19 protein-coding genes are annotated in these 21,986 nt (G+C 67.5%); 4 read left to right on the top strand and 15 right to left on the bottom strand.

The window, feature by feature from the left end:
- Nucleotides 1–92: 92 nt before the first annotated feature.
- Nucleotides 93–1,019, bottom strand: a complete 927-nt coding sequence (locus tag AB0L70_RS14660; RefSeq protein ID WP_363683938.1) for a DJ-1/PfpI family protein — start codon at nt 1,017–1,019, stop codon at nt 93–95.
- 7 nt (nt 1,020–1,026) lie between these two features.
- Entirely contained in the window at nt 1,027–1,626 is a 600-nt protein-coding gene (locus tag AB0L70_RS14655; protein WP_363683936.1) for an isochorismatase family protein, read from the bottom strand.
- Nucleotides 1,627–1,827: 201 nt separating this feature from the next.
- On the opposite strand from AB0L70_RS14655, the gene AB0L70_RS14650 reads away from it, so the two are divergent.
- Entirely contained in the window at nt 1,828–3,063 is a 1,236-nt protein-coding gene (locus tag AB0L70_RS14650; RefSeq protein ID WP_363683934.1) for an aldose epimerase family protein, read from the top strand.
- Nucleotides 3,064–3,122: 59 nt separating this feature from the next.
- Here AB0L70_RS14650 and AB0L70_RS14645 read toward each other — a convergent pair whose 3' ends face one another.
- Together AB0L70_RS14645 and AB0L70_RS14640 are read right to left on the bottom strand one after the other, a co-directional pair.
- A complete protein-coding gene (locus tag AB0L70_RS14645) occupies nt 3,123–3,911 on the bottom strand; it encodes a hypothetical protein (RefSeq protein WP_363683932.1) in 789 nt (262 codons plus the stop codon).
- A 9-nt stretch (nt 3,912–3,920) separates the two neighbouring features.
- On the bottom strand, nt 3,921–5,336 hold the full coding sequence (locus AB0L70_RS14640) for a HAMP domain-containing sensor histidine kinase (protein WP_363683930.1): 1,416 nt from the start codon (nt 5,334–5,336) through the stop codon (nt 3,921–3,923).
- A gap of 323 nt (nt 5,337–5,659) precedes the next feature.
- Here AB0L70_RS14640 and AB0L70_RS14635 point away from each other — a divergent pair, with 323 nt between their 5' ends.
- Nucleotides 5,660–7,087, top strand: coding sequence for a hypothetical protein (locus AB0L70_RS14635; RefSeq protein WP_363683928.1), 1,428 nt, complete (start codon nt 5,660–5,662; stop codon nt 7,085–7,087).
- 29 nt (nt 7,088–7,116) lie between these two features.
- Here the strand turns inward: AB0L70_RS14635 and AB0L70_RS14630 are convergent, their stop codons facing one another.
- The 11 genes from AB0L70_RS14630 to AB0L70_RS14580 form a co-directional block, all read right to left on the bottom strand.
- Nucleotides 7,117–8,322 (bottom strand): cytochrome P450, encoded by a 1,206-nt coding sequence (locus AB0L70_RS14630; protein WP_363683926.1) that lies wholly within the window; start codon nt 8,320–8,322, stop codon nt 7,117–7,119.
- Nucleotides 8,323–8,341: 19 nt separating this feature from the next.
- Nucleotides 8,342–9,055: a hypothetical protein gene (locus AB0L70_RS14625; RefSeq protein ID WP_363683924.1), complete on the bottom strand. Its 714-nt coding sequence runs from the start codon at nt 9,053–9,055 to the stop codon at nt 8,342–8,344.
- Nucleotides 9,052–9,852, bottom strand: a complete 801-nt coding sequence (locus AB0L70_RS14620) for a CPBP family glutamic-type intramembrane protease (RefSeq protein ID WP_363683922.1) — start codon at nt 9,850–9,852, stop codon at nt 9,052–9,054. Before AB0L70_RS14620 ends, AB0L70_RS14625 begins: the two co-directional genes overlap by 4 nt.
- A 173-nt stretch (nt 9,853–10,025) precedes the next feature.
- The gene (locus tag AB0L70_RS14615; RefSeq protein WP_363683920.1) at nt 10,026–10,670 is read right to left on the bottom strand and encodes a response regulator transcription factor; all 645 of its coding nucleotides are present in this window, start codon (nt 10,668–10,670) and stop codon (nt 10,026–10,028) included.
- Nucleotides 10,661–12,412, bottom strand: coding sequence for a histidine kinase (locus tag AB0L70_RS14610; protein WP_363683918.1), 1,752 nt, complete (start codon nt 12,410–12,412; stop codon nt 10,661–10,663). Before AB0L70_RS14610 ends, AB0L70_RS14615 begins: the two co-directional genes overlap by 10 nt.
- Before the next feature lie 104 nt (nt 12,413–12,516).
- Nucleotides 12,517–13,029, bottom strand: coding sequence for a GrpB family protein (locus AB0L70_RS14605; RefSeq protein WP_363683916.1), 513 nt, complete (start codon nt 13,027–13,029; stop codon nt 12,517–12,519).
- Between the two features lie 30 nt (nt 13,030–13,059).
- Nucleotides 13,060–13,971: a PmoA family protein gene (locus AB0L70_RS14600; protein WP_363683914.1), complete on the bottom strand. Its 912-nt coding sequence runs from the start codon at nt 13,969–13,971 to the stop codon at nt 13,060–13,062.
- A 17-nt stretch (nt 13,972–13,988) separates the two neighbouring features.
- A complete protein-coding gene (locus AB0L70_RS14595; RefSeq protein WP_363683912.1) occupies nt 13,989–15,080 on the bottom strand; it encodes a Gfo/Idh/MocA family oxidoreductase in 1,092 nt (363 codons plus the stop codon).
- 40 nt (nt 15,081–15,120) lie between these two features.
- Nucleotides 15,121–16,443 carry a sugar ABC transporter substrate-binding protein gene (locus AB0L70_RS14590; RefSeq protein WP_363683910.1) on the bottom strand — a complete coding sequence of 441 codons (1,323 nt, stop codon included), beginning with the start codon at nt 16,441–16,443 and terminating at the stop codon, nt 15,121–15,123.
- A 20-nt stretch (nt 16,444–16,463) separates the two neighbouring features.
- Nucleotides 16,464–17,348, bottom strand: coding sequence for a carbohydrate ABC transporter permease (locus AB0L70_RS14585; protein ID WP_363683908.1), 885 nt, complete (start codon nt 17,346–17,348; stop codon nt 16,464–16,466).
- Entirely contained in the window at nt 17,338–18,264 is a 927-nt protein-coding gene (locus tag AB0L70_RS14580) for a sugar ABC transporter permease (RefSeq protein WP_363683906.1), read from the bottom strand. Before AB0L70_RS14580 ends, AB0L70_RS14585 begins: the two co-directional genes overlap by 11 nt.
- Nucleotides 18,265–18,464: 200 nt before the next feature.
- On the opposite strand from AB0L70_RS14580, the gene AB0L70_RS14575 reads away from it, so the two are divergent.
- Nucleotides 18,465–20,210, top strand: coding sequence for a hypothetical protein (locus AB0L70_RS14575; protein WP_363683904.1), 1,746 nt, complete (start codon nt 18,465–18,467; stop codon nt 20,208–20,210).
- Nucleotides 20,211–20,322: 112 nt separating this feature from the next.
- A complete protein-coding gene (locus tag AB0L70_RS14570) occupies nt 20,323–21,939 on the top strand; it encodes a TlrC/CarA/OleB/SrmB family ABC-F type ribosomal protection protein (RefSeq protein ID WP_363683902.1) in 1,617 nt (538 codons plus the stop codon).
- Nucleotides 21,940–21,986: the final 47 nt, after the last annotated feature.

Raw genomic sequence — 21,986 nt, 5'->3', positions numbered from 1 at the left:
TTGCCCCACCTCTCGTTGCCGACAGGACGAGCGTGACGGGACGGCGCGCTGAACTCAGGGGCTCTGACCTCCCCTGGGGGGTGGACCTAGATCTACCCGGCGATCGGCTGCATGGTGCGGGCCCGCAGGCGGCGGAGCATGCGGGCGTCCTCGAAGCCGACCGCTCGGGCCGCCGCCTCGATCGTGCTGCCGTGGCCGATCAGGTGCTCCGCGCGTTCCAGCCGGAGGAGTTGCTGGTAGCGCAGCGGGGTCAGGCCGGTCGCAGTGGTGAACAGGCGGGTCAGCGTGCGCTCACTGACGCGGACCTGCTCGGCGAGCTCGGCCAGCAACAGACGATCGGCGTACCGGGCGTCGATCAGGTCCTGGACGCGATGGGCGATATCGCTCAGGTGACCGCGATGACGCAGCATCGCGCTCTCCTGCAGGTCGTCCCCGTTGCGCCGCGCGTAGACGACCATCTGGCGGGCGACCCGTGCGGCCGCCTCGGCACCTCGCGCGACCGCGACCAGATGTAGTGCCAGGTCGATCCCGCTCGCGATCCCTGCGGAGGTGATGACGCGGTCGTCCACGACGTACAGGACGTCCCGCACGATCGTCGCCTTCGGGTACCGCTCGGCGAGAGTCTCGGTCAGGTCGTGGTGGGTCGTGAAGCGATGTCCGTCCAGCAACCCGGCCGCACCAAGTGCGTCGGCGCCGGAACACACACTGGCGACCGAGCCCCCGCCGGCGTGGTGAGTGCGCAGCCGTTGCCGCGTCGCCGGCCCGATCGGAGGCACCGGCGACAGGCTCGGAGAACGCCATCCGGGGACGACGATCAGGTCATCCGGACCGAGCTCCGGCCACTCCAATCGCGCCTTCACCGGCACGCCTTGCGCGGTCAGAATCTCGTCGACCTCGGCCACGTAGCTCAACTCGTAGCCGTACCCGAGGTCGTTCGCGGTCGAGAACACCTGCGCCGGCCCAGCCAGATCCAGCAGGTGCAGTTTCGGCACCAGCAGGAAGACGACTTGTGTAGTCATGATCCAGTCAGGATGCCACGGGTACGGCGGTCAGTTCCTCCAGCGTCCGGATCGTGGCGAACCGGCCGGCCAGGGCGTACTCGGTCCGCTCGGTGACGATCTCCGGGCTGAGGGTGCGCGGGTCGGCCAGGATCTCGTCCAGGGTCGCGTCCGCGGGCAGCGTCCAGTGCGGGAGCGGGGTCGTCGCAGTCGCCTCCGTGACGAACACGACGTCGTACCCGAGGTCCGAGGCGACCCGGGCGGTGGTCTCGCAGCACTGCTCGGTGCGGATGCCGCTGATCACGACCTCGGTGACACCGTGCTGGGTCAGGATCTGCTGCAGATTCGTTGTGGTGAAGGCGTTGTGAGACGTCTTGGCGAGGAGAGGCTCGCCGTCGATCGGAGCGAGTCCTTCGATCAGCCGGACGTTGCCTTCGGCCGGGTCGAAGGCGCCGCCGGTGCCGGGTTCGGTGTGCAGCACCCAGACGACGAGGTCGCCGTTGTCGCGGGCGGCGCGGACCAGGCGGTTCACCCGGTCGGCGATGTCGGGGTGGTTCACGGCCTGCCAGTTCGGGCGGATCCGGAACGATTCCTGGACGTCGATCACGATCAGCGCGGTTCGGCTCATGCGTTCAGTGTGCGGGCGGGACGGCGTACGGGAGTAGGCCTGATCGGGGCCGGGAGCGGACGGATCCGGTCAGACCGCTGGAAACCGTCCAACCGGCCCGGAGACATCGGACGAATTCGAACCGTTACGAACTGTTCCAAACACTCGGCTGCCGTGCTTATCGTGCCCACGCAGCTGTCTACAACGATTGAGGGGATTGCGATGCCCGATCACCTGCCCCGCCGTCAGGTCCTGCGGACCGCCGGCGCCCTGGGCCTCGGTGCCGCCGCCGCGGGCGCTCTCACCAGCACAGCGGACGCGACCACCCAGGCCGGCTCCACCGCCGGTACGCCGGATAAATTGACCGGCATGGGCGAACACCATCACGGCAAGCTCGAGATCCACAAAGACCCGTTCGGGACAACGCCGGACGGCCAGCAGGTGGACGTCTACACGTTCACCAACGGCCGGGTGACGATCTCGATGCTGACCTGGGGTGCGACCATCCAGCGGGTCGAGACGCCGGACCGGCGCGGCCGGACCACGAACATCAGCCTCGGCTTCGACAACCTGCCGGACTACGCGGCCCTCAGCCCGTACTTCGGCGCCACCATCGGCCGGTACGGCAACCGGATCGCCAAGGGCAAGTTCTCGATCGACGGGACGTCGTACCAGATCCCGATCAACAACGGCGAGAACGCGCTGCACGGGGGCACGATCGGCTTCGACAAGAAGGTGTGGAAGGCCAAGGTCGTGCAGAACGACAAGGCCGTCGGGGTCGCCTTCACCTATGTCAGCCCGGACGGTGAGATGGGCTTCCCTGGTGAGCTCACCAGCACGGTGACGTACACACTCGACAAGCGCGACAACCTGCGGATCGACTACCACGCGACGGTCAAGGGCAAGCCGACGATCGTCAACCTGACCAACCACGTGTACTTCAACCTGCTCGGCGAGGGCAACGGCACGATCTACGACCACGTGCTCGAACTCCCCGCGCCGAAGTACACCCCGGTCGACGTGAACCTGATCCCGACCGGCGAGATCGCTCCGGTCGCGGGTACGCCGTTCGACTTCAACCGGCCGACCGCGATCGGCGCCCGCCTCCGCGGCGATCACCAGCAGCTGATCTTCGGCCGCGGCTACGACCACAACTTCGTCCTCGCCAACCGGACGGACAGCGACGGGCTACGCCTCGCCGGCCGCTTCACCGAACCCGAGCACGGCCGCACGATCACCGTGCGCACCGACCAGCCCGGCGTCCAGTTCTACAGCGGCAACTTCCTCGACGGCACCTTCCTGGGCATCGGCAACAAGGCCTACCGCCAGGGCGACGCCTTCGCCTTCGAGACCCAGCACTTCCCCGACTCCCCCAACCACCCCAACTTCCCGTCCACGGTCCTCCGCCCCGGCGAGACCTACAAATCCACCACCATCTACACCTTCGGCACCAAGTAACCCACCCCGTGGGTGCAGGACCCCAAGTCCTGCACCCACCGCCGTAGGCGACCGTGGGCTCAGTGATTCGGCCAGTTCTGGATTGTCTGGGCGACCGATGGGTCCAGGTCGGCCAGCATGTGCAGGACCTGGGTGAAATTCAGTGTCGGGCCGCGTAGGGCGGTGATGATCGTCTGTAGAGCGGCAGCCCCTGCGGTGTCCCACAGCCGCTTCGCCAACACCTGCAGGCCGAACTCGAACCAGACGTAGTTCGATCCGTCACCGGTCAGCGAATCCTTCATCCGCGCCAGGTCGTGGATCGGCCAAGCCTCATTCGGTGCGGCCCAAACAACCTCGACGACCGTCTCCAGCGTTGCCAACTGCTGAGGCTCGACCTCGCTCACATACCCCTGCAGCCCGAGGTTCGCCGCCAACTCCTTCAACCAGAACCCCACCGCCCCCTCCACCCACGAAGCGCCGTGAGCAAGGTGAGTCAGTTCATGGCACACCAGCAGGTCGGCGAACCCGCCCAGGTCGAGGTCCTCGCCGTACACCTGCCGGAGCCGCGCCAGCCCGTCGGAGCCGGCTACCGGCGCGATCACCCCGGTCAGCGTCGACCAGAAGGCGGCGGGCTCCTGCCCGACGACGACTCGATCACTGTCCACATGCGGCATCCCGTACAAAGGCGTTGTCGCGACCGCGTCCCAGTCGTTCGAGTTCACGACGTACAAGGGTGGGATCGTTGGCATGCCGACGGTTTGGTCCAGCCATTGGGCTGCTTGCGCGGCCCTCGTCGCGACCGAGCGGCCACGCTCGGTCCCACCGGTACTCACAAAGACCGGGAACGGAAAGTCGCTGAGCGCATCCATGGGCCGATGCTAATGCGGTAGGGCGAGGGTGAAGTTTGTGTTGCCGGGGGTTGAGGTGAGGGTGAGGGTGCCTTGGTGGGCTTGGGTGATGGATTGGGCCAGGGAGAGGCCTAGGCCGGCGCCGCCGGAGTCTCGGGTGCGGGAGGTGTCGGCTCGGGTGAAGCGGCGGAACACGTTGGGCTGCAGGTCGGCGGGAATACCGGGGCCGTTGTCGTGGATCGTGAGTACGGCGGAATGGTCCGCGACCGTGACCGCGACGGCGACCGTGGTGCCGGGCGGGGTGTGCCGGCGGGCGTTGTTGAGGAGGTTGGTGACGACCTGGTGCAGGCGTTGTTCGTCGCCGATGACAACGACCGGTTCGCGCGGCAGGCTGAGCTCCCATTGGTGGCTCGGGGCAACTATCTCGGCGTCGGTGACCGAGTCGCGGGCGAGGCGGCTGAGGTCGACCGGACGACGGTCGAGCGGCCGGCCCGCGTCGAGCCGGGCCAGCAGCAACAAGTCCTCCACGAGCGCCGCCATCCGGGTCGTCTCCACCATCACCTTGCCCATCGCATGCGTGAACAACTCGGGGTCCTGCTGACGGAGGCTCAGCTGGGCATACCCGTGGATCGTGGTCAGCGGCGTACGCAACTCATGGGATGCGTCGGCAACGAACTGGCGGACCTGCAGCTCACTGCGATGCCGCGCATCCAGAGCGTTCTCCATGTGCCCGAGCAACGTGTTGAGCGCGACCGCGACCTGGCCGACCTCGGTCCGCCCATCGGTGAGTTGCTCCGGTACTCGCGCAGTCATCCCGATCTCGCCCGTGTCCAACGGCAGACCGGCCACCTCCCGCGCGGTCTGCGCGACCCGGCGCAACGGCCGCAGCTGCCGACGCGCGACGAGCACCGCGACCCCACCAGCAGTCAGTACGCCGACACCGCCGAACAGCACCTCCCACCCGATCAGACTGGTGATCGTGTCGTCGATGTCCTTGGTCGGCAACCCGGTGACCACCGTGATCCCGCCGACCTGCGTGGCATGCACGCGATACTGCCCGAGCCCTGGAACGTCGAGGGTCCCGTTCGTCCCGGCCGTCTGCACATCCAGGACGTCGATGGCCTGGTCCGACAGCTCCGCGACGACGCCGTCCGACGTGATGACGTTGCCGGTGGCACCCGACGAGGTGAGGTACGCCGTCACCGTGCCGGCGTCCTGCCCGTGCGGCGCATCCGGCGGCGGCCCACCCCCGCCCTTGGTGAGCGCCATGATCGTCCGCCCCTGCGACGCCTCGACCTTTCCGTCGAGCTGCTTGGTCAGGTACGAGCTGATCGCGGCCGTCGTCAGTACGCCGATCACGATGCTCACCACCGCGACCAGCACCACCATCGCCGCCGCCACGCGCACACTCAACGAGCGCGCGGCGAACCCCCATCTCGACCTCATAGCCCCAGGGTGCGCAACCACCCCTGGGACTCCCTCCACATTCCCTGGCGACTTCCCGTGAGTCGCGGGATCAAGTCCCTGCCCAGTCAACTAGACATTGCGAGAACGCCGGGTAGCCATTACCGACGCCGCGATAAGTCGTTTGAATTAGTAGGTGTGAACCGGGACCGGAGTGGGGAGGTTCGAGACGTTTCCGGATTCGCCTCCCCTATCGGGGCCGGAAACCGGTAGCCTCATGCAGCGCCCTCCTAGGGGGAAGGGGCCGCCGTACCACAATCCCGACGAAACTGCCGGAGAGCCCAAACCGGTCAGGAGACCACGTCTTGCAGGAGAACACCAGCAATACCAGTACTGGCGAACTGGCGAACGTACCCCTTACCGGTGCGGACAAGGTCGCCTACGCCTTCTACGCTACTGCGGCCGCGGCTGCACTTGTCGGCCAGGTCTGGGCCGGCGTGACCCATATCCCCTGGCCTGACCACGGCTTCTCGGCGGCGCTCAAGATCGCCCTCGTGACACCCGCGGTGGCCGTGCTCGAGCTCGGTGGTGTCGCCACTGCCGCGCTCGCCGACCTGCGTCGTCGCAAGGGTGAGCAGGCCTACGCCTACCGCGCGATGTCGTTCTTCGCGGCGCTGGTCGCGGTCGTGTTCAACGTGGTCGGCCACTGGCGGCCGGAGGAGCGCTTCCTGGCCTTCGGCTTCGGCGGCCTGTCCGCGTTCGCCTACGTGCTCTGGTTGATCCACAGCTCGGCCCGCCGTCGCGACGCACTGCGCCGCGCGGGGCAGATGCGCGAGACCGGCCCGGTGTACGGCGTCGTCCAGTGGGTCCGCGAGCCGCGGGTCACCTGGCTCGCGCGGTCGCTGGCGATCGAGCACGGATACAGCCTGTACGAGAGCCTGCGCGCGGCCCATCACCAGATCCGGAACAGGTCGCGGCGCGAGGCAATCGCCGGGACCGTTGCCGAGTACATCCGGTCCGAGCACCAGGACGAGCGGCTGGCGAAGATCGCCGAGACGACGTACGACCCGGATCGGCTGGCCGGGATGCTCGAGGAGCGGATCAACTACGAGGTCATCACCAACAAGCTGACCAAGGCGATCTCACCGCCGCCGGAGCCGGCGGAGCTCGAGGATCGCGGCGACCTGCGCGCGGCGGTCTGGGTGCTCGAGGGTGGGCAGCCGAGGCGGGCGGACAACGCCGGGATGTCGCTGCGCGACGAGGACGCCTGGACCGGTGAGCTGATGGCCATCGTCGACCAGCCCGACAGCGACGAACCGGTCGCCGAGGCGGTCGTGGTCGAGGACGAGGGCGAGCCGCAGCACGTTGTCCAGAGCAACGGCTCGGCCAACGGGAAGGCGAAGCTGACCCCGATGGCACCGCAGCCGAAGGCCGAGCCGGTGGTGCAGAAGCCGCAGGGCCCGTCGCCGTTCGCGGAGCCGGGCGACAACCAGCCGCCGGCGCTGATCACCACGCCGAAGGTCGAGCCGGCCGCGCGGAAGTCGGTCGTCGACGAGTCGGTGGTCGAGAAGCCGGCGATGGAGTCGGTGAAGATCGAGGAGCCGGCCGTCGAGCCGACCGTGCTGGAGAAGCGGCGGATGCGCGCGTGGGCGCTGCTGTCCGACTGGCCGGAGGGGCACGAGCGGACGGCGAAGAAGCTGGCCGACGCGATCTCCTGCAGCGAGCCGATGGCCGCGCGCTTCATCGAGCAGTACGAGGCCGAGCACGGCCTCGCCTTCACGTCGCAGAACTGAACAGAAGCAGCAGAAGCTGCCGGTGGACCTCAGTCGAGACCGAGGTTCACCGGCAGTTCTGCGAGTCCACTGACCAGGACCCGACGCCACTCCAGCTCCTCGGCCGGCTTGGCCAGGCTCAGCTGTGGGAAGCGTCGTACCAGGGCCAGCAGTGACTCCTGCAGCTCGATCCGGGCCAGCTGGGCGCCCAGGCAGAAGTGCGGTCCGAAGCCGAACGACAGGTGCTTGTTGTCCGGCCGATCGATCCGCAGCTCGTCGGGAGCGTCGTACTCGCGTGGATCCCGGTTGGCCGAGTTGAGCGCCGCCATCACGCCCTCGCCGGCCTTGATCTGTACGCCGTGCAGCTCGAGGTCCTCGACCGCGACCCGGAGCTGACCGACCTCGCTGAACCGGTTGAACCGCAGCAGCTCCTCGATCGCGGACGGCACCAACGAGTGGTCCGCGACCAGCCTGGCCCAGTTCTCCGGCCAGCGCAGCAGGGTCGCGACGCAGCTCGAGATCTGGTTCGCCGAGGTCTCGTGGCCGGCGACCAGCAGGTTCACCCCGAACGCGATCAGCTCTTCCTGACTGAGCCGGTCACCTTCCTCGCGGGCCCGGACGAGCTCGTCCAGCAGGTCCTCGGCCGGCTTGTCCGCGTTCGCGAGCTTCTTCATGACCAGGTCCTCGATGTACGCCGTCAGACTGGTCATCGCATCCTCGACCAGGTCCTTCTCGGCCATCTTCATGCTGTACCCGAGCTCGGTCCACTCGCGGAACTGCTCCCGGTCCTCGTACGGTACGCCGAGCAACTGGCAGATCACCTGGATCGGCAGCGGCAACGCGACCAACTGCCGGATGTCGGCCCCGTCCCCGGCGGCCGCCACGTCCTCGGCGAGTTGCGCGGACAGGTCGGCCACCCACGGCCGGGTCCGCTCGATCCGCCGGTGCGCGAACGTCGACGACACCAGCTTGCGCAGCCTGGTGTGCTCCGGCGGGTCGGTCGTGGTCAGGCTGTTCGGCATCGGCTTCGCCAACGCGACCCGGGGTGCTCCTTGCTTGACCACAGCGGCCCGCGAGAACCGCGGGTCCGCGAGCACCATCCGTACGTCGTCGTACCGGGTCACCAGCCAGACCTCGGCCCCCGCCAACGTCCGCACCCGGGCCACCGGCTGGTTCTCCCGGAGCTCGGCGAACGTCGGCGAGGGGTCAAAGCGAAACGCGTCATCGAAGGGAATCTGCAGCGCGGGCTCCGACATACCCACGACCCTAAGCGACTTAGGTAACCCTTGCTTCCCCGCCAGCGCGTCGAGGCCGAACCACAGCCGGCACGATGAACGCGGTGGTGATGAGCAGCATCAGGACGGCGCCGATGAGTGAGCCGATGGTGATGCCTTCGACTGCAGGCAGGGTCGCTCCGAGGCTGAGTTCGGCGTCGATGTTCGGGGAGCCGTCGGCGTTCATGACTACGACTGACCAGTCGCCGCCCTTGGCGGTCCAGTTGAGGGTGTCGGTGCCGGTGGCGACCCAGAAGGACTGGTCGGCGGGAGCGGCCGGAGTCCTGTCGCCGGCCCGGGCCTCGGTGGAGACCTTGAACGGATCGACGTCGAAGTCGGTGACCTCGTCGTACCCGACGCCCTTCAGGTACGTCGCAACCTCGGCCGCCGGACCGATGCCGACGAACACCGGCGTGCCGTTCTTGGACGTGATGTCGATGCGAACCTCACCGAGGAAGTCATCGGCGTAGAAGGCGTCCGGCCCGGTTCCGCCGACGTCGACCGACGGCGACAACAGCGCGGAGGTGCTCGTGGCGACCCGTGCCGGTCCCGCGGTGAAGGACCCGTTCTCACGTTGCTGCTGCGCCCAGAGCCCGACGCCACCGATCGCGAACAGGATGAGGCTGACGAGACCGAAGAGCGAACCCATGACGACCAGGATGGTGCGCCAGCCGCTCCACGAGCGTCGGTCCGACGGTGCGAGCGTGGTGGTCATGAGACTGTCTCCTTGACGTTGCTCGGGTGCTGCGAGTGGGTCGCGGCGACGGGTGCGGGACTGGTCCAGAAGCGACGGCTGACGATCAGCAGGCCGATGGCGACGGCGCACCAGACGGCGACGTACAGCCAGGTCTCGCGGGTCGCGTCCCCGCCGGCGGGCCAGAGGTCCTCGGTGTTGATGGCACCTTCGGTGGCATGCGCGATCAGGGTGATGAGGGCGCTGCCGGCGGCGTGGTTGAACAGCCACGCGTACCAGATGGTGACGGCGACCGTGGTCAGTGCCTCGAAGGGCTTCAGGCCGAACGAGGAGATGAAGAACAGCGGGGCATGCCAGCCGGTGATGGCCGCCGCCATGATGGCGGTCGCGGCCAGCGGTGTGCGCTTCGACTGGAGGCTGGACTGCGCGAAGCCGCGGAAGCTCGGCTCCTCGCTGAGCGGGCCACCGGTCGGGTTGACGATGTTCATCCCGATCACGACCGCGAGGCCGTAGAACGGCGTGAACTGACCGGTGTCCGGTGACGGTGCACCCATCGCGACGTTCACCGAGATCGTCACGAAGTGCACGATCAGGGGTACGGCGATCGCTACGACGTACCAGATCCAGCTGACCCGCCAGCGGATCAACCGGGCGCCGACCGATCGCAGGCCGGCCAGGCCCTCGGTGAGCAGGACGACGACGATCGCGGCGACCAGGGCACCGGGGGCGAAGAAGCTCCCGAACGGGACAGCGCCCCAGGCCAGTGCGTAGGCCAGCACGAAGAACGTGGCGACGGGGTGATTGCGGATGAACGTCATGATGGATCTCCGGGGTGACGAGGCAGGGTTGGGTTCGGGGTCGGGATCGTTCTGCATCACGCGGGACTTGTGCACTGCTCCTCCAGGGGACTCGGCCTACGTCCGAGACTCCCGTTTCTGGGCGCGTTCGGGAGACCGGTCGACCGGTGAAGGAGGGGTTCGGGTTTCTGGTGTCAGGCCCGCAGGTAGAGCAGGACGGCCAGCACCCGGCGGGACTCGCTGCGGGTGGACGGAATGCCGAGCTTGGTGAAGATGCCCGAGACGTACTTCTCCGCGGCCCGCAACGTGATCGTCAGTGCGTCCGCGATGCCTTGGTTGGAGGCACCGGTCGCCATCAACTCGAGCGCCTCACGCTCGCGCGGCGTCAGTACGTCGAGCGGGTCGTCCCCACGCCGCCGCTTCAGCAAGGTGGAGACGATCTTCGGATCCACGGCCGAGCCGCCACCGGCCACCCGCCGTACGGCGCCGATGAAGTCGTCGACGTCACTGATCCGGTCCTTCAGCAGATACCCGACCCCTTCGGCCGAGTCCGACAGCAACTGCAGGGCCAAGCCGAGTTCGAGATACTGCGACAACACGAGTACGCCGACCCCCGGGTGCTGCTCGCGGATCCGCAACGCGGCCCGCATCCCTTCGTCGTTGTGGGTCGGTGGCAACCGGATGTCGAGGATCGCGACCTGCGGCGGGAAGCTCCGCACGTACTGGAGCAGATCGTCCGCGTTGTCGTACGCCGCCACCACCTCGAGCCCCGCACTACTGAGAATCCGGGTCAGGCCTTCGCGCAGCAGCACGCTGTCCTCGGCGATCGCTACTTGCATGGGAACTCCGCCTCGAGCCGGGTCCCCTGCCCGGCCGGACTCCAGATCCGCAACCGGCCACCGATCGCCTCGACCCGGTCGGCGAGTCCACGAAGACCCGTCCCACCTTCGGTGTCCGCACCGCCGACGCCATCGTCGGCGACCTCCACCACGATGGCGTCCGCCGCTTGGCTCACTCGGACCGTGGCCACGGTCGCGTTCGCGTGCTTGCCTATATTCGTAAGGCTTTCGCTGACGACGTAGTACGCCGCGACCTCGATCCGTTCGGCCAACCGCCCGTCGACGGTGACGTCGAGTTCGACCGGTACGGCGGCCTGAGCGGCAAGCGACTCGAGTGCGACCGCGAGTCCGTGACCGGTGAGCACGGCCGGATGGATGCCACGGGCAACAGCACGTAGCTCGTCGAGCGAGGCGGTGACCTCGCTCTTCGCCTGCAATAGCCGAGCTGAGGTCTCGGGGTCGTCTTTGGAGCTGCGGGCAATCAACTGAAGCTCGAGCGCCAAGGCAACAAGGCGTTGCTGGGCGCCGTCGTGCAGATTGCGTTCGAGTCGTTGCCGCTCCTTCTGACCCGCGTCGATCACTCGGGCGCGTGAGCCCTGCAACTCCTGCAGGCGGGCACGCAGTTCGACCTGGAGCCGGCTGTTCTCCAAGGCGATCCCGGCGGCCGCGGCGACGGCGTCCAGCAACTCGCGCTCGTCCTCGAGCGACCGGTCGAACTCCAGCGCGATGATCGGCTCGTGGTCGCGGTAGATGACCCGGGTCGCCCGCCCTTCCTCCGCACCGCGCAAGGTGATGGACCGGCCGTCCGGATCCGCCCAGGTGTCGTACTGCGGTAGCCAATAGGCGAGGGCCAGAGACGGATCGCGCAGGGCGCGTGCCAACGGTTCGCGGAGATCGCTGGTCGGGTGTGCACGCAGTTCCATCAGGAGAGCGCCGACGTCGGTGCGGGCCAGCCGGGCGTCGAGCAGACCCAGCAAGAAGGCGATCGGCGCGAGCCCGAGCGCGGCGAACGTGATGTTCCGGACGGCTTCGATGTGGGACCAGCCGCGCAGACCGGCGATGTACAGGACCGCGAGCATGATCAGGGCCAGGCCGAAAGCGTCCACGAGCAGCGCGACCGGGCGTCTGCGCGCGGGGACTCGCCGTACCAGTAGTAAGGCGGCGCCGGTCAGGAGCAGAGCGGCCATGACGATGAGCTGCGTCTCCTCGATCCGGCTCGCGATCGCCGACCGGGCGGTGATCACGAAGAGGTTGTCCGACGAGGATCCGAGCAGGATCTTTGCCACTTGCAGAATCACGACGTTCACGTAGCCCGCGATCACCAGCACCTGGCGAGGCCGGGTCCGCAGCTGGCCGGTCGGATAGGCGAGGAACACGTGCAGGAACATCGCGGACGGCAGCATGTCCAGCAGGTGACCGAGCGAGTGCAGAGCCGGAACCGAGGACCACTGCAAGGCGGTCAGCGCCATCACGAACGCGGTGGCGATCATCAGCGGACCGAGCCGGCTCTCCGGCCGGCGCCACCACGCGAGCGTGCCGCTGATCAGGTACGGGATGGTGATCCAGTTGAACAGGAACGCCTGCAGACCGGGCCGGACCAGTTCGTCACCCGCGACCGCGAGGGCGATCGAGCCGAGCAGAGTGCCGAACCCCAGTACGACGGCCGCCCACAGGGCCCACGGACCGGGACCGTGGACCTTGCCCACGGCCGGCACCATCACCGAGCCCCCCACGGCCGCCACCGTCCTCACGCCTCGTCCCCGTGCGACGCGGTCGTCAATACGGCGATCGCTGTGTCGATCCCCTACTCGTCAGCGTGCGCCCTCGGCCTGATCGAGGCAATGCCTCAGTCTTCCCACACCCGAACGGACGGCAGACCGCGGTGGGCGCGAGCGGTATCGGTGAGCTCTTGGATCAGGTCGGTCTTGGCGGCCGTGTAGTCGAAGCCGGACAGGCCGTCCACGGCGAGCTTGCGCTTCAGGTCGCCGTACCGCCGGACTGCGTCAGGCGTCTCGCGGAGGTGGTCGCGGAGGATGCGCTGGTTGAGCTCGTCCCAGACCTCGAACGGGAACACGTGCAGGTTGCAGCCGGCGCGGGTGTACGTCCGCCGCCCGGGCGGCCCGTCGGGCGCGAACTCGAACCCGAGCTCACGGAGTCCCGCATCCTTCCCGGCAACGCCCTCCAGCGTCACCGCCCGCGCGGCGATGTCGATCACGGGCTTGGCGACCAGCCCGGGCACCGACGTACTCCCGATGTGCTCGATCTCGGTGACCGTGTCGCCGAACACCACCCGTAGCTCGGCGGCCGTCGTCGCGAACTGCCCGGGCCAACTCTCGTCGTACTCCGCAAGAAGAACCATGGACGAGCAGGCTAGCCCGGGCACGGTTCGTCAGCTGGCGAGTGCCTTCTGGGCCTGGGCGGCGAGGGAAGCGGCGCGGTTGTCGTCGGAGAGGCCGTCGGCTATCAGTACGGCGTAGCGGAGGCGGAGGGTGTCGTCTGCGGGGAAGGGGAGTTCCTCGGAGAAGAACGGGGCCGGGCAGACGGCGGCGAAGTCCTGGGAGCGGACGAACCACTCGGGTGGGTGGCGGACATTGTCGGTCGCGTCGGCGACGATGATGGTGGAGGCGGTGTCGGTCTCGTCCTGCCTGGCCGTGAAGCCCATCCACGGTGCGTGCTGACCGCGGAGTTCGTCGCCGCCCTTGCCTTGCGGGGCGAGGATCGTGCCGTTCGTGAACGCACGCGGGCCACGCCAGAACAGGCCGCCGTACCCAGCGTTCGGCCGGCCGGCCGTGGTCGGGCTGCCGATCTGGATCGTCGCGCCGGAGACATTCGTCATCGCGGTCTCGAAGGTCAGCACCCAGCCGTCGTCCGCGAGTCGAGCGGTCACCGTTCGCGCTTCGTCGACGATGTGAGCGCCGCCCTGGGTGTGCCAGGACAGGTGGTGCGCGAATCGGACCAGGTCGTCCGCGACGTCGAGTGCGTCGACGCGGTCATGGTCCTGCGACCCGTTGTTGTCGAGCGGCTTGTAGCCGTTCTCCTTGGTGTACGTCGGTCCGCCCCAGAAGTTGTCGTGCCCGAAGTGCGGCAACGACCAGGCCATTCCCTTGTGCCACAAGTGATCCCACGGCCGGTACACGGTGACCAGATCGCCGGTCAGTGTTCGGATCGGGTGGAAGTACGGCCGCGGCGACTCGTACTGCGGATCGGTTGCTTTGTAGACATACGTGAACAACTCGCCGTCGCCGGCGGTCACCTGGATCGAGCGTCCGACCGCGTGGTTGCAGCCGAGATTCTTCGTCATGAACTCTCCCGAGTTGGTTACCTGCTCCAGGGCGCTCCGATCTCGCTGAACAACGCCAACGAGTCCGAAGCCCGGTCGATCCATTGCTCGACGTTGAGCACGACCGGATGCCGTTCGAGTCCTTCGCCCTCCCACTGCACGAGCCCGGCCGGGATCACGGCCGGCTCCTTCGCCACCCGCACCGCCTCGACGACCCGGGTGAACCCACCGGTCGCCGCGAGCGGGCAGTACAGCGGTACGCCGGGATCCGCCCGATGATCGAGCAGGTTCTCCAGCAGGTCCGCCCGTTCAAAGGCCTGTACGCCGTCAGCCGTCTCCAGGGTGTCCGTCGTATAACGCAGCACAGCGCGACCCTCGGAGCCATGCACGATCACGACCGGGTCGAGATGTTCCGACGCGCACAACGTGACCGCGATCAGAATCGTCGTACCGCGACTGGTGACGACCCGGACCGTGGACGTGTCGTCGGACTCGATCTCGTTGGCCCGGTACAGCTCAGTCTCCACCGACCGTACGTCGTTCGCACCCGGCGACCCGTCGAGCAGCAGGGCGGCCGCGGTCGAGTGCGCCAGTGGATTGGTGATCGCACCGTCGACGACCGCGACTCCGTTGAGAGTCCGTCGTCCGGCCCACGTCGCCCGCTGGAAGTACTGCGCCTTCCGCACCCACTTGCCGGTGGCACTGATGCCGCGGAGCTCGCCGAACCGACCCGCCGCGATCATCGACGCGAGCGTCAGCGTGGCCTGGGACGCCTGGGCCTGAAAGCCGACCTGACAGGCCCGACCGGTCTCCGCGACCAACGCGGACAACTGCTCGAACTCGGCCAGCGACGCCGTCGGCGGCTTCTCCAGCAGTACGTCGGCACCCGCACGCATCGCCAGCTCCGCCAGCGGTACGTGGGTCTGGATCGGCGTGCTGATGATCAGCACATCGACTTCGGTCGAAGCGATCAGCTCATCGACACCGGCGAAGACCTGCACTCCGGGCGGCAGGCCCTCGGCCGGTCGTGGATCGGCGACGGCGACGAGTTCGGCCCGGCCGGCCGCCGCGAGCCGGGTGACGTTACGGACATGGGAGGCCCCGTGGCCGTGGACACCTGCCACGGCCACGCGGGGCCCCGTCACAACCAATCAGTTGCCAGTAGCAACACTATTTGAGCTCCCCGTTGACCTCGTCGATGAAGGCCTTCGCGGCCTTGTCCGGCGTCATCCGTCCGAACAGCACCTCGGTGGTGTAGCGCTGGATGATCTTCTCCACCTGACCACCGCCGACCGGCGGAGCCGGTGACGGCTCGCCGAGGTCCTTGGAGATGTCCTGGATGAACTTCGCCGACGCGGCGTCGGCCGGCTGCAGCTTCGGCGTCACCTCGGCGCGGATCTCGGTGTTCGGCGGCACGCCCCGCTCGGCCAGCAGAACGCCACCGGCGGCGCTGCTGTTGGCGAGGTAGTTGACGAACTCGGAGGCTTCCTTCTGGTGCTTCGACCGCGAGGAGATCGACCAGAACATCGAGCCCTTGTAGTAGGAGCCGTTCACGCTCGCACTGCCCTGCGCGCTCGGGATGCGGAGCAGCTTCAGCTGCTGGCCGGACGCCTTGCTCATCGCGTTGAGCTGGTTGCTCCAGATGAAGCTCATGGCCGTCTTGCCGGTCGCCATCGCGGACTGCTCGAGCGGGGCGTTGATGTCCTGGGAGACGAACTCCGCCGACGGGATCGCCTTGCTGTCGCGCAGCTTGACCACGTAGTTGAAGAACGCCGTCGTCTGTTCCGGCGAGACGCCGAGCTTGCCGTCCTGGGTCCACAGCGACTCACCGTGCTGGCGGGCCCACAGGTTCAGCCCGGCCTCGTTGGTCCCGATGACCCCGGTGCCCCAGCTCTTGCCGTTCATCTTCGTGGTGATCTGGGCCGCGAGACTGTCGAAGTCGTCCCAGGTCCACTTGGTGTCGTCAGGGATCGCCACCCCCGCGGCCTTGAACACGGCCGGGTTCGCGACCACCGCGAACGAGTTGATCCCGGCGTTCAGCCCGTACAGGCCGCCGTCGAACTCACCGGCCTTGCGGGTGTCGTCCTCGAACTTGCCGGTGTCCAGGCCCTGCGCCTTCTTCAGGTCGAGCAAAGCGCCGCGGTCGGCGTACTCGCGCAGGTACTTCTCGTCCATCTGGATGACGTCGGGTGCGTCGTTCGCGGCGACCGTGGTGGCGAGCTTGTCCCAGTAGCCGGCCCACTCGCCGAACTCACCCTTGATCTTCACGTTCGGGTGGTCCTTCTGGTACGCCTCGATGACCTGCTGGGTCAGCTTGGTCCGGGTGTCCGATCCCCACCAGGTGAACCGGAGCGTGACGTCGCCGCCGTTCGCGGACGAGGCACCACCGGAGTCACCGCCACAGGCACTGGCGGCCAGCAGGGTGGTAGCGATCGCGACGGCGGCCAGGGCCCGCAGGCGTCGGCCTGCGGTGGGCGGGATGTGCGGCCTCATGATGTGCACCTTTCAGGGGGTTACTTGATGCCTGTGGTCGCGATGCCCTTGATCAGGAACCGCTGGCCGAGCAGGAAGGCGAGGAAGACCGGGACGAGGGAGACGACGGACATGGCGAACATCGACCCCCACGACGTACTCGCGGTGGCGTCGACGAACGATCGGAGCGCGACAGGGACGGTGTACATCTTCGGATCGGTCAGGTAGATCAGCTGGCTGAAGAAGTCGTTCCAGGTCCAGATGAAAGTGAAGATGGTAGTGGTCGCGAGGGCCGGAACCATCAACGGCAGGATCACCCGCAGGAAGATGCCACCCCGGCCGCAGCCGTCGATCCGGGCCGCCTCGTCCAGCTCCCGTGGGATGCCGCGGATGAACTGCACCATCAGGAAGACGAAGAACGCGTCGGTGGCGAGCAGCTTCGGCACGATCAGCGGCAGGAACGTGTTGATCCAGCCCGCCTGCGAGAACAGGATGTACTGCGGCACGATCACCACGTGGATCGGCAGCATGATGCTGAGCAGCATGATCGCGAACCAGAACTTCTTCGCGGTGAACTCCAGCCGCGCGAAGGCGTACGCCGCCATCGAACACGACACCAGGTTGCCCAGGATCGCGCCGAGCACCACGACCGCGGAGTTCAGCAGGTAGCGGGTGAACGGCTCCGACAGCGCGTTCCAGCCGGCCTTGTAGTTCTCGATCTGCAGGTCCTTCACCAGGATGCCCGGATCCCGGAAGATCTCGTTGCCCGGCCGCAGCGAACTGACCACCATCCAGATCACCGGGTAGAGCATCACCAAGGCCGACGCCGCCAGCACGACGTGGATCAGCACCGGACGGATCCGGGCCCAGCTGACCACGGACGTCCGCCGGGCGGCGACGGTCGTACGCAGAGTCTCAGTCGTCATAGAACACCCAGAACTTCGAGGCGAAGAAGTTCGCCGCGGTGAAGACCCCGATGATCACGAGCAGGAACCACGCCATCGCGGACGCGTAGCCCATGTCGAAATTCCCGAAGCCCCGGTCGTAGAGGTAGAGCGTGAAGAACATGGTCGAGTCCGACGGACCGCCGCTGCCCCCGGAGACGACGAACGCCTGGGTGAACGACTGGAACGCGTGGATGATCTGCAGCACCAGGTTGAAGAAGATGATCGGGGTGAGCAGCGGCAGCGTGATGCTGAAGAACCTGCGCAGTACGCCGGCTCCGTCCACCGACGCGGCCTCGTAGTACATGGTCGGGATCTGCCGCAGGCCGGCCAGGAAGATCACCATCGGCGACCCGAACGTCCAGACGTTCAGCACCACCAGCGTTCCCAGCGCCGTACTCGGGTCGGAGATCCAGCCCTTGCCGTCGATGCCGACCAGGGAGAGCACCTGGTTGAGCAGGCCCTCGGTGCCGAACACCTGGCGCCACAGGACCGCGATCGCGACACTCGAGCCGAGCAGCGACGGCAGGTAGAACACCGACCGGTAGAACGCCATCCCGCGCACGCCCCGGTCCAGTACGACGGCCAGCAGCAGCGCGATCGCGAGTTGCAGCGGCACCGAGACGAACACGTAGGTGAAGGTGACCCGGAGCGAGTTGTGCAGCCGCTCGTCGGACAGCATCCGGGTGAAGTTCTCCAGCCCGATCCACTTCGGCGCCTGGATCAGGTTGTAGTCGGTGAACGACAGGTACAGCGAGGCCAGCATCGGGCCGATCGTGATCAGGAACAGGCCGAGCAGCCACGGGGTCAGGAAGAGGTACGCGGCCAAGTTGTCTTTCTTCTGACCAGCTGTCTTCTTCTGCCGCCGGAGGCTGCCGAGCTCACCCAGCGCACTCATACGTCTTTACCTCCGGAAAGGCTCACAGCAAGCGGAAAGCGCTTGCCTTGGTCGGTCAAATTAGTACGAGAAACCGGTTTATGCAAGAGCTCGTGAGCCTGGCGGGTGACCGGATGCGGACGGATGCGAGGTGTTGACAGGACAAAGTCCCGCAGCGACAGTTCTGGGCATTCGGCAACCGTTTACCAAGGGAGTTCCTGATGCAGCGCCGCACCTTCCTGGCCGGTTCACTGACCACCGTGGCGGTGGGTGCACTACACCCGGCCGCCACCGCTCATGCTGAGGTAGCTGCTGTGGACGACGACTTCCTGACCGTGCTGACCAATGCCAACCAGGTCCAGATCCCACTGGTGCTGAGCACGTACCAGAACGCCTCCGACAGCATCCGGACGGTGGCGCGCAAGGCTCGCCGGCTCGTCTCCGGGTACGCCTGGGAGCGGTCGTCGTACCACCACGACGCGTCTTTGCTCGGGCCGCTGCAGTGGCTGGTCGAGCAGTTGGCCGCGCGGCAGCACGACGACGGTCTGTACGACGTCGGCAACCTGCACTCGCCGCCGGACAGTGCGTTCGCGATCCAGGACGTCTGCATGCTCTACGCCCTGCTCGACGGCCAGCCGAACACCGAAGCGCAGCGCGCGATCCTCGCGAAGGTGATCAAGAAGGCCGGTCCGGCGCTCGCGGCCGGCGGTGTCCACACGCCGAACCATCGCTGGGAGGTGTCCGCCGCGTTGGCCCGCGCCCATCACCTCTTCCCCGACCGCCGGTACGCCGCTCGCATCGACGACTGGCTCGACGAAGGGATCGACGCGACCCAGGACGGGATCTACAGCGAGCGGAGTTCGACGTACGCCGCCGAGGTGACGAACCCGTGCCTGCTGACCATTGCCTGGCTGCGCAACAAGCCCGACCTGCTCGACGACGTACGCCGGAACCTGGACGCGACCCTGTACCTCCTCGAGCCGAACGACGAGGTGGACACGACCGCATCCCGACGGCAGGACCAGAAGTCGGTCCGTGACGTCTGGTGGTACCTGACCCAGTTCCGCGAACTCGCCCTGCACACCAAAGACGGCCGGTTCACGACCGTTGCCAAGGGCATCGAGCAGCGCGGGACGGGCGAGCTGGGCGACTTCCTCGCCGAGGTGCTCGAGCGGCCCGAACTGGCGGGCGTCCTTCCGGCGGCGCAGCCCGCTCCTGCCGATTTCGTCCAGCACTTCCCGGCGCAGGCGTCGGCCCGGATCCGGCGAGGTACACGGACGGCGACCGTGTTCGGCGGGACCGACTTCCACGACATCCCGGTGATCTCGTCCGGGCTGTCCACCAACCCGACCTTCTTCAAGTTCCGGCAGGGTGCGGCGATCCTCGACTCGGTCCGGTTGTCGCCGCAGTTCTTCAGTACCGGCCACTTCCGCAGCGACGGGCTACGGCGTACTGGGCCGGGCGCGTTCAAGCTCGCCGACGAGGTCAAGGTGCCGTATCACCTGCCGTTGCCGAAGCGCTACCGGCGTGCGGACGGCCGGTATGCGCTCACACCGGAGGGCCGCTTCTACGCGTCGATGGACTTCCCGCACCGGCCGAAGCAGTACCGCTCGCTGCGGACCGAGGTCACGGTGGTTGAGGTCGGCAACGGATTCGATCTGACCTTCGAGCTGGATGGTGACGAGACGGCGTACGCGATCGAGCTCTGCTTCCGTCCAGGCGGGACGTTGTCCGGCGTCGAAGCGTTGGATGCCGCTGGCAACTACCAGCTGGTGTCCGGGACCGGGGCGTACACGGTCGGCTCGGACCGGATCGAGTTCGGGCCCGGCAACGGCGCCGCCCGGGTCGCGATGGATCCGGGTGAGCGATACACCTACCTCGGCGGCAGCCTCACGCCGGACGGACTGCGGGTTTACCTCACCGGTCGCGTTCCCGGTCGACAGGTCCTCACGCTTCGTACGTCCTAGAAAGTCCGTTGCGCCCAACGATGGTGCGTCTCTATCGTTGGGCGCATGGGTTCCCTGTGATCAGTGCGCATCTCTGCTCGCACTCACATCAATCACAGGAGGTGTGCGCCCGATGCGCACTGCCCATATCGCCCTTTGTGGTGTCACCAAACGCTATGCCGACCACGTCGTACTCGACCGGGTCGATCTGATCATCCGCCCCGGCGAGAAGGTGGGCGTGATCGGCGACAACGGCGCCGGCAAGTCCACCCTGCTCAAGCTGCTCGCCGGTGTCGAGGCGCCCGACAACGGTGAGGTACGGCGCATTGCTCCGGGCGGCGTCGGCCATCTCGCACAGGCCCTCGACCTGCCTGCCGAGGCGACCGTGCAGGACGCCGTCGACCTGGCCCTTGCCGACCTGCGCGAGCTCGAGGCGCAGATGCGATCCGTCGAGGTCGCCATCGCCTCGGGTCAACGACTCGAGGAACTGCTGGGCGTCTACAGCGCTCTGGTCGAACGGTACGAGGCGAGCGACGGGTACGACGCTGATGCTCGCGTGGACCTGATGCTGCACCGACTCGGACTGCCGGGGCTCGACCGCACCCGGACGCTAGGCACCCTGTCCGGTGGTGAACGGTCCCGGCTCGCACTGGCGGCGACGCTAGCTGCCCAGCCGGAGGTGCTGCTGCTCGACGAGCCCACGAACGATCTGGACGACCAGGCCGTGGAGTGGCTGGAGGAGCACCTTCGCGCCCATCGCGGCACGGTCGTCGCGGTTACTCACGACCGCGTCTTCCTGGAGCGGCTCACCAGCACGATCCTCGAGGTGGAGGAGCGGAGCGTCACCCGGTACGGCAACGGGTACGACGGATTCCTCGCGGCCAAGGCGGCCGAGCGGCGCCGACGACTCCGTGAGTACGACGAATGGCGCCAGGAGATCGCGCGTAGCCGACGACTGGTCGAGGCCAACGCGGCCAAGCTGGACGAGATTCCCCGGAAGATGGAGCTGGCGGTCTTCGCCGCCGGTCCGTTCCGGGCCCGCGGTCGAGGGCATGGCGCGATGAGCCGAATCCGCAACCTCAAGGGCCGTCTGGACCGGCTGACCGACAACCCGGTCGCGCCGCCGCCCGAGCCACTCACGTTCGTCGCGCGGCTCGAAGAGTCCGGGCAGAACTCGGACGTCGAGCTGACTGGAGTGCGCGTCGGGACCCGGCTGCACGTGGAGTCGCTGCGCATCGAGCAGGGTGAGCGTCTGTTGGTGACTGGGCCCAACGGTGCCGGGAAGACCACTCTGATGCGGGTACTCGCTGGGGAGCTCAGTCCGGATACGGGGACGGTACGACGGCCGGCCCGGGTGGGGCATCTCAATCAGGACGGTGTCAGGTGGCCTTGCGGGTTGACGCTCGTACAGGCGTTTGCGCTTGGGCGGACGGGTGAGCTGGACGACGCCGCCGAGTCGCTGCTGTCGCTCGGGCTGTTCGATACCGCCGATCTGCGTAAGCGGGTCGAGGAGCTGTCGTTCGGGCAGCGCCGGCGGATCGAGCTGGCCCGGCTGGTCACCGAGCCGGTCGATCTGCTGTTGCTGGACGAACCGACGAACCACCTGTCGCCGCTGCTGGTCGAGCAGTTGGAGGAGGCACTGGCGAGCTACCGGGGCGCGCTGGTCGTCGTCACCCATGACCGGCGGTTGCGCGAACGGTTCACCGGCAGCCACCTGGCCCTGGAGGCAGGTCAGTTGATGGTCTGCTGATCCGTATTATCACTAGGCTCTGGCTTGACCGGCTTCGTGCTGCCGAG

The sequence above is a fragment of the Kribbella sp. NPDC051952 genome (assembly GCF_040680855.1).
Taxonomy (GTDB): Bacteria; Actinomycetota; Actinomycetes; order Propionibacteriales; family Kribbellaceae; genus Kribbella.
The sequence above is the reverse complement of the archived record's forward strand: the minus strand, read 5'-3'. Positions and strand labels throughout refer to the sequence as shown.

What these genes read in the sequence shown, in the direction of transcription:
- AB0L70_RS14660 (WP_363683938.1), bottom strand. Translation starts at nt 1,019, where the DNA reads ATGACTACACAAGTCGTCTTCCTGCTGGTGCCGAAACTGCACCTGCTG.
- AB0L70_RS14655 (WP_363683936.1), bottom strand. Translation starts at nt 1,626, where the DNA reads ATGAGCCGAACCGCGCTGATCGTGATCGACGTCCAGGAATCGTTCCGG.
- AB0L70_RS14650 (WP_363683934.1), top strand. Translation starts at nt 1,828, where the DNA reads ATGCCCGATCACCTGCCCCGCCGTCAGGTCCTGCGGACCGCCGGCGCC.
- AB0L70_RS14645 (WP_363683932.1), bottom strand. Translation starts at nt 3,911, where the DNA reads ATGGATGCGCTCAGCGACTTTCCGTTCCCGGTCTTTGTGAGTACCGGT.
- AB0L70_RS14640 (WP_363683930.1), bottom strand. Translation starts at nt 5,336, where the DNA reads ATGAGGTCGAGATGGGGGTTCGCCGCGCGCTCGTTGAGTGTGCGCGTG.
- AB0L70_RS14630 (WP_363683926.1), bottom strand. Translation starts at nt 8,322, where the DNA reads ATGTCGGAGCCCGCGCTGCAGATTCCCTTCGATGACGCGTTTCGCTTT.
- AB0L70_RS14625 (WP_363683924.1), bottom strand. Translation starts at nt 9,055, where the DNA reads ATGACCACCACGCTCGCACCGTCGGACCGACGCTCGTGGAGCGGCTGG.
- AB0L70_RS14620 (WP_363683922.1), bottom strand. Translation starts at nt 9,852, where the DNA reads ATGACGTTCATCCGCAATCACCCCGTCGCCACGTTCTTCGTGCTGGCC.
- AB0L70_RS14615 (WP_363683920.1), bottom strand. Translation starts at nt 10,670, where the DNA reads ATGCAAGTAGCGATCGCCGAGGACAGCGTGCTGCTGCGCGAAGGCCTG.
- AB0L70_RS14605 (WP_363683916.1), bottom strand. Translation starts at nt 13,029, where the DNA reads ATGGTTCTTCTTGCGGAGTACGACGAGAGTTGGCCCGGGCAGTTCGCG.
- AB0L70_RS14600 (WP_363683914.1), bottom strand. Translation starts at nt 13,971, where the DNA reads ATGACGAAGAATCTCGGCTGCAACCACGCGGTCGGACGCTCGATCCAG.
- AB0L70_RS14590 (WP_363683910.1), bottom strand. Translation starts at nt 16,443, where the DNA reads ATGAGGCCGCACATCCCGCCCACCGCAGGCCGACGCCTGCGGGCCCTG.
- AB0L70_RS14585 (WP_363683908.1), bottom strand. Translation starts at nt 17,348, where the DNA reads ATGACGACTGAGACTCTGCGTACGACCGTCGCCGCCCGGCGGACGTCC.
- AB0L70_RS14580 (WP_363683906.1), bottom strand. Translation starts at nt 18,264, where the DNA reads ATGAGTGCGCTGGGTGAGCTCGGCAGCCTCCGGCGGCAGAAGAAGACA.
- AB0L70_RS14575 (WP_363683904.1), top strand. Translation starts at nt 18,465, where the DNA reads ATGCAGCGCCGCACCTTCCTGGCCGGTTCACTGACCACCGTGGCGGTG.
- AB0L70_RS14570 (WP_363683902.1), top strand. Translation starts at nt 20,323, where the DNA reads ATGCGCACTGCCCATATCGCCCTTTGTGGTGTCACCAAACGCTATGCC.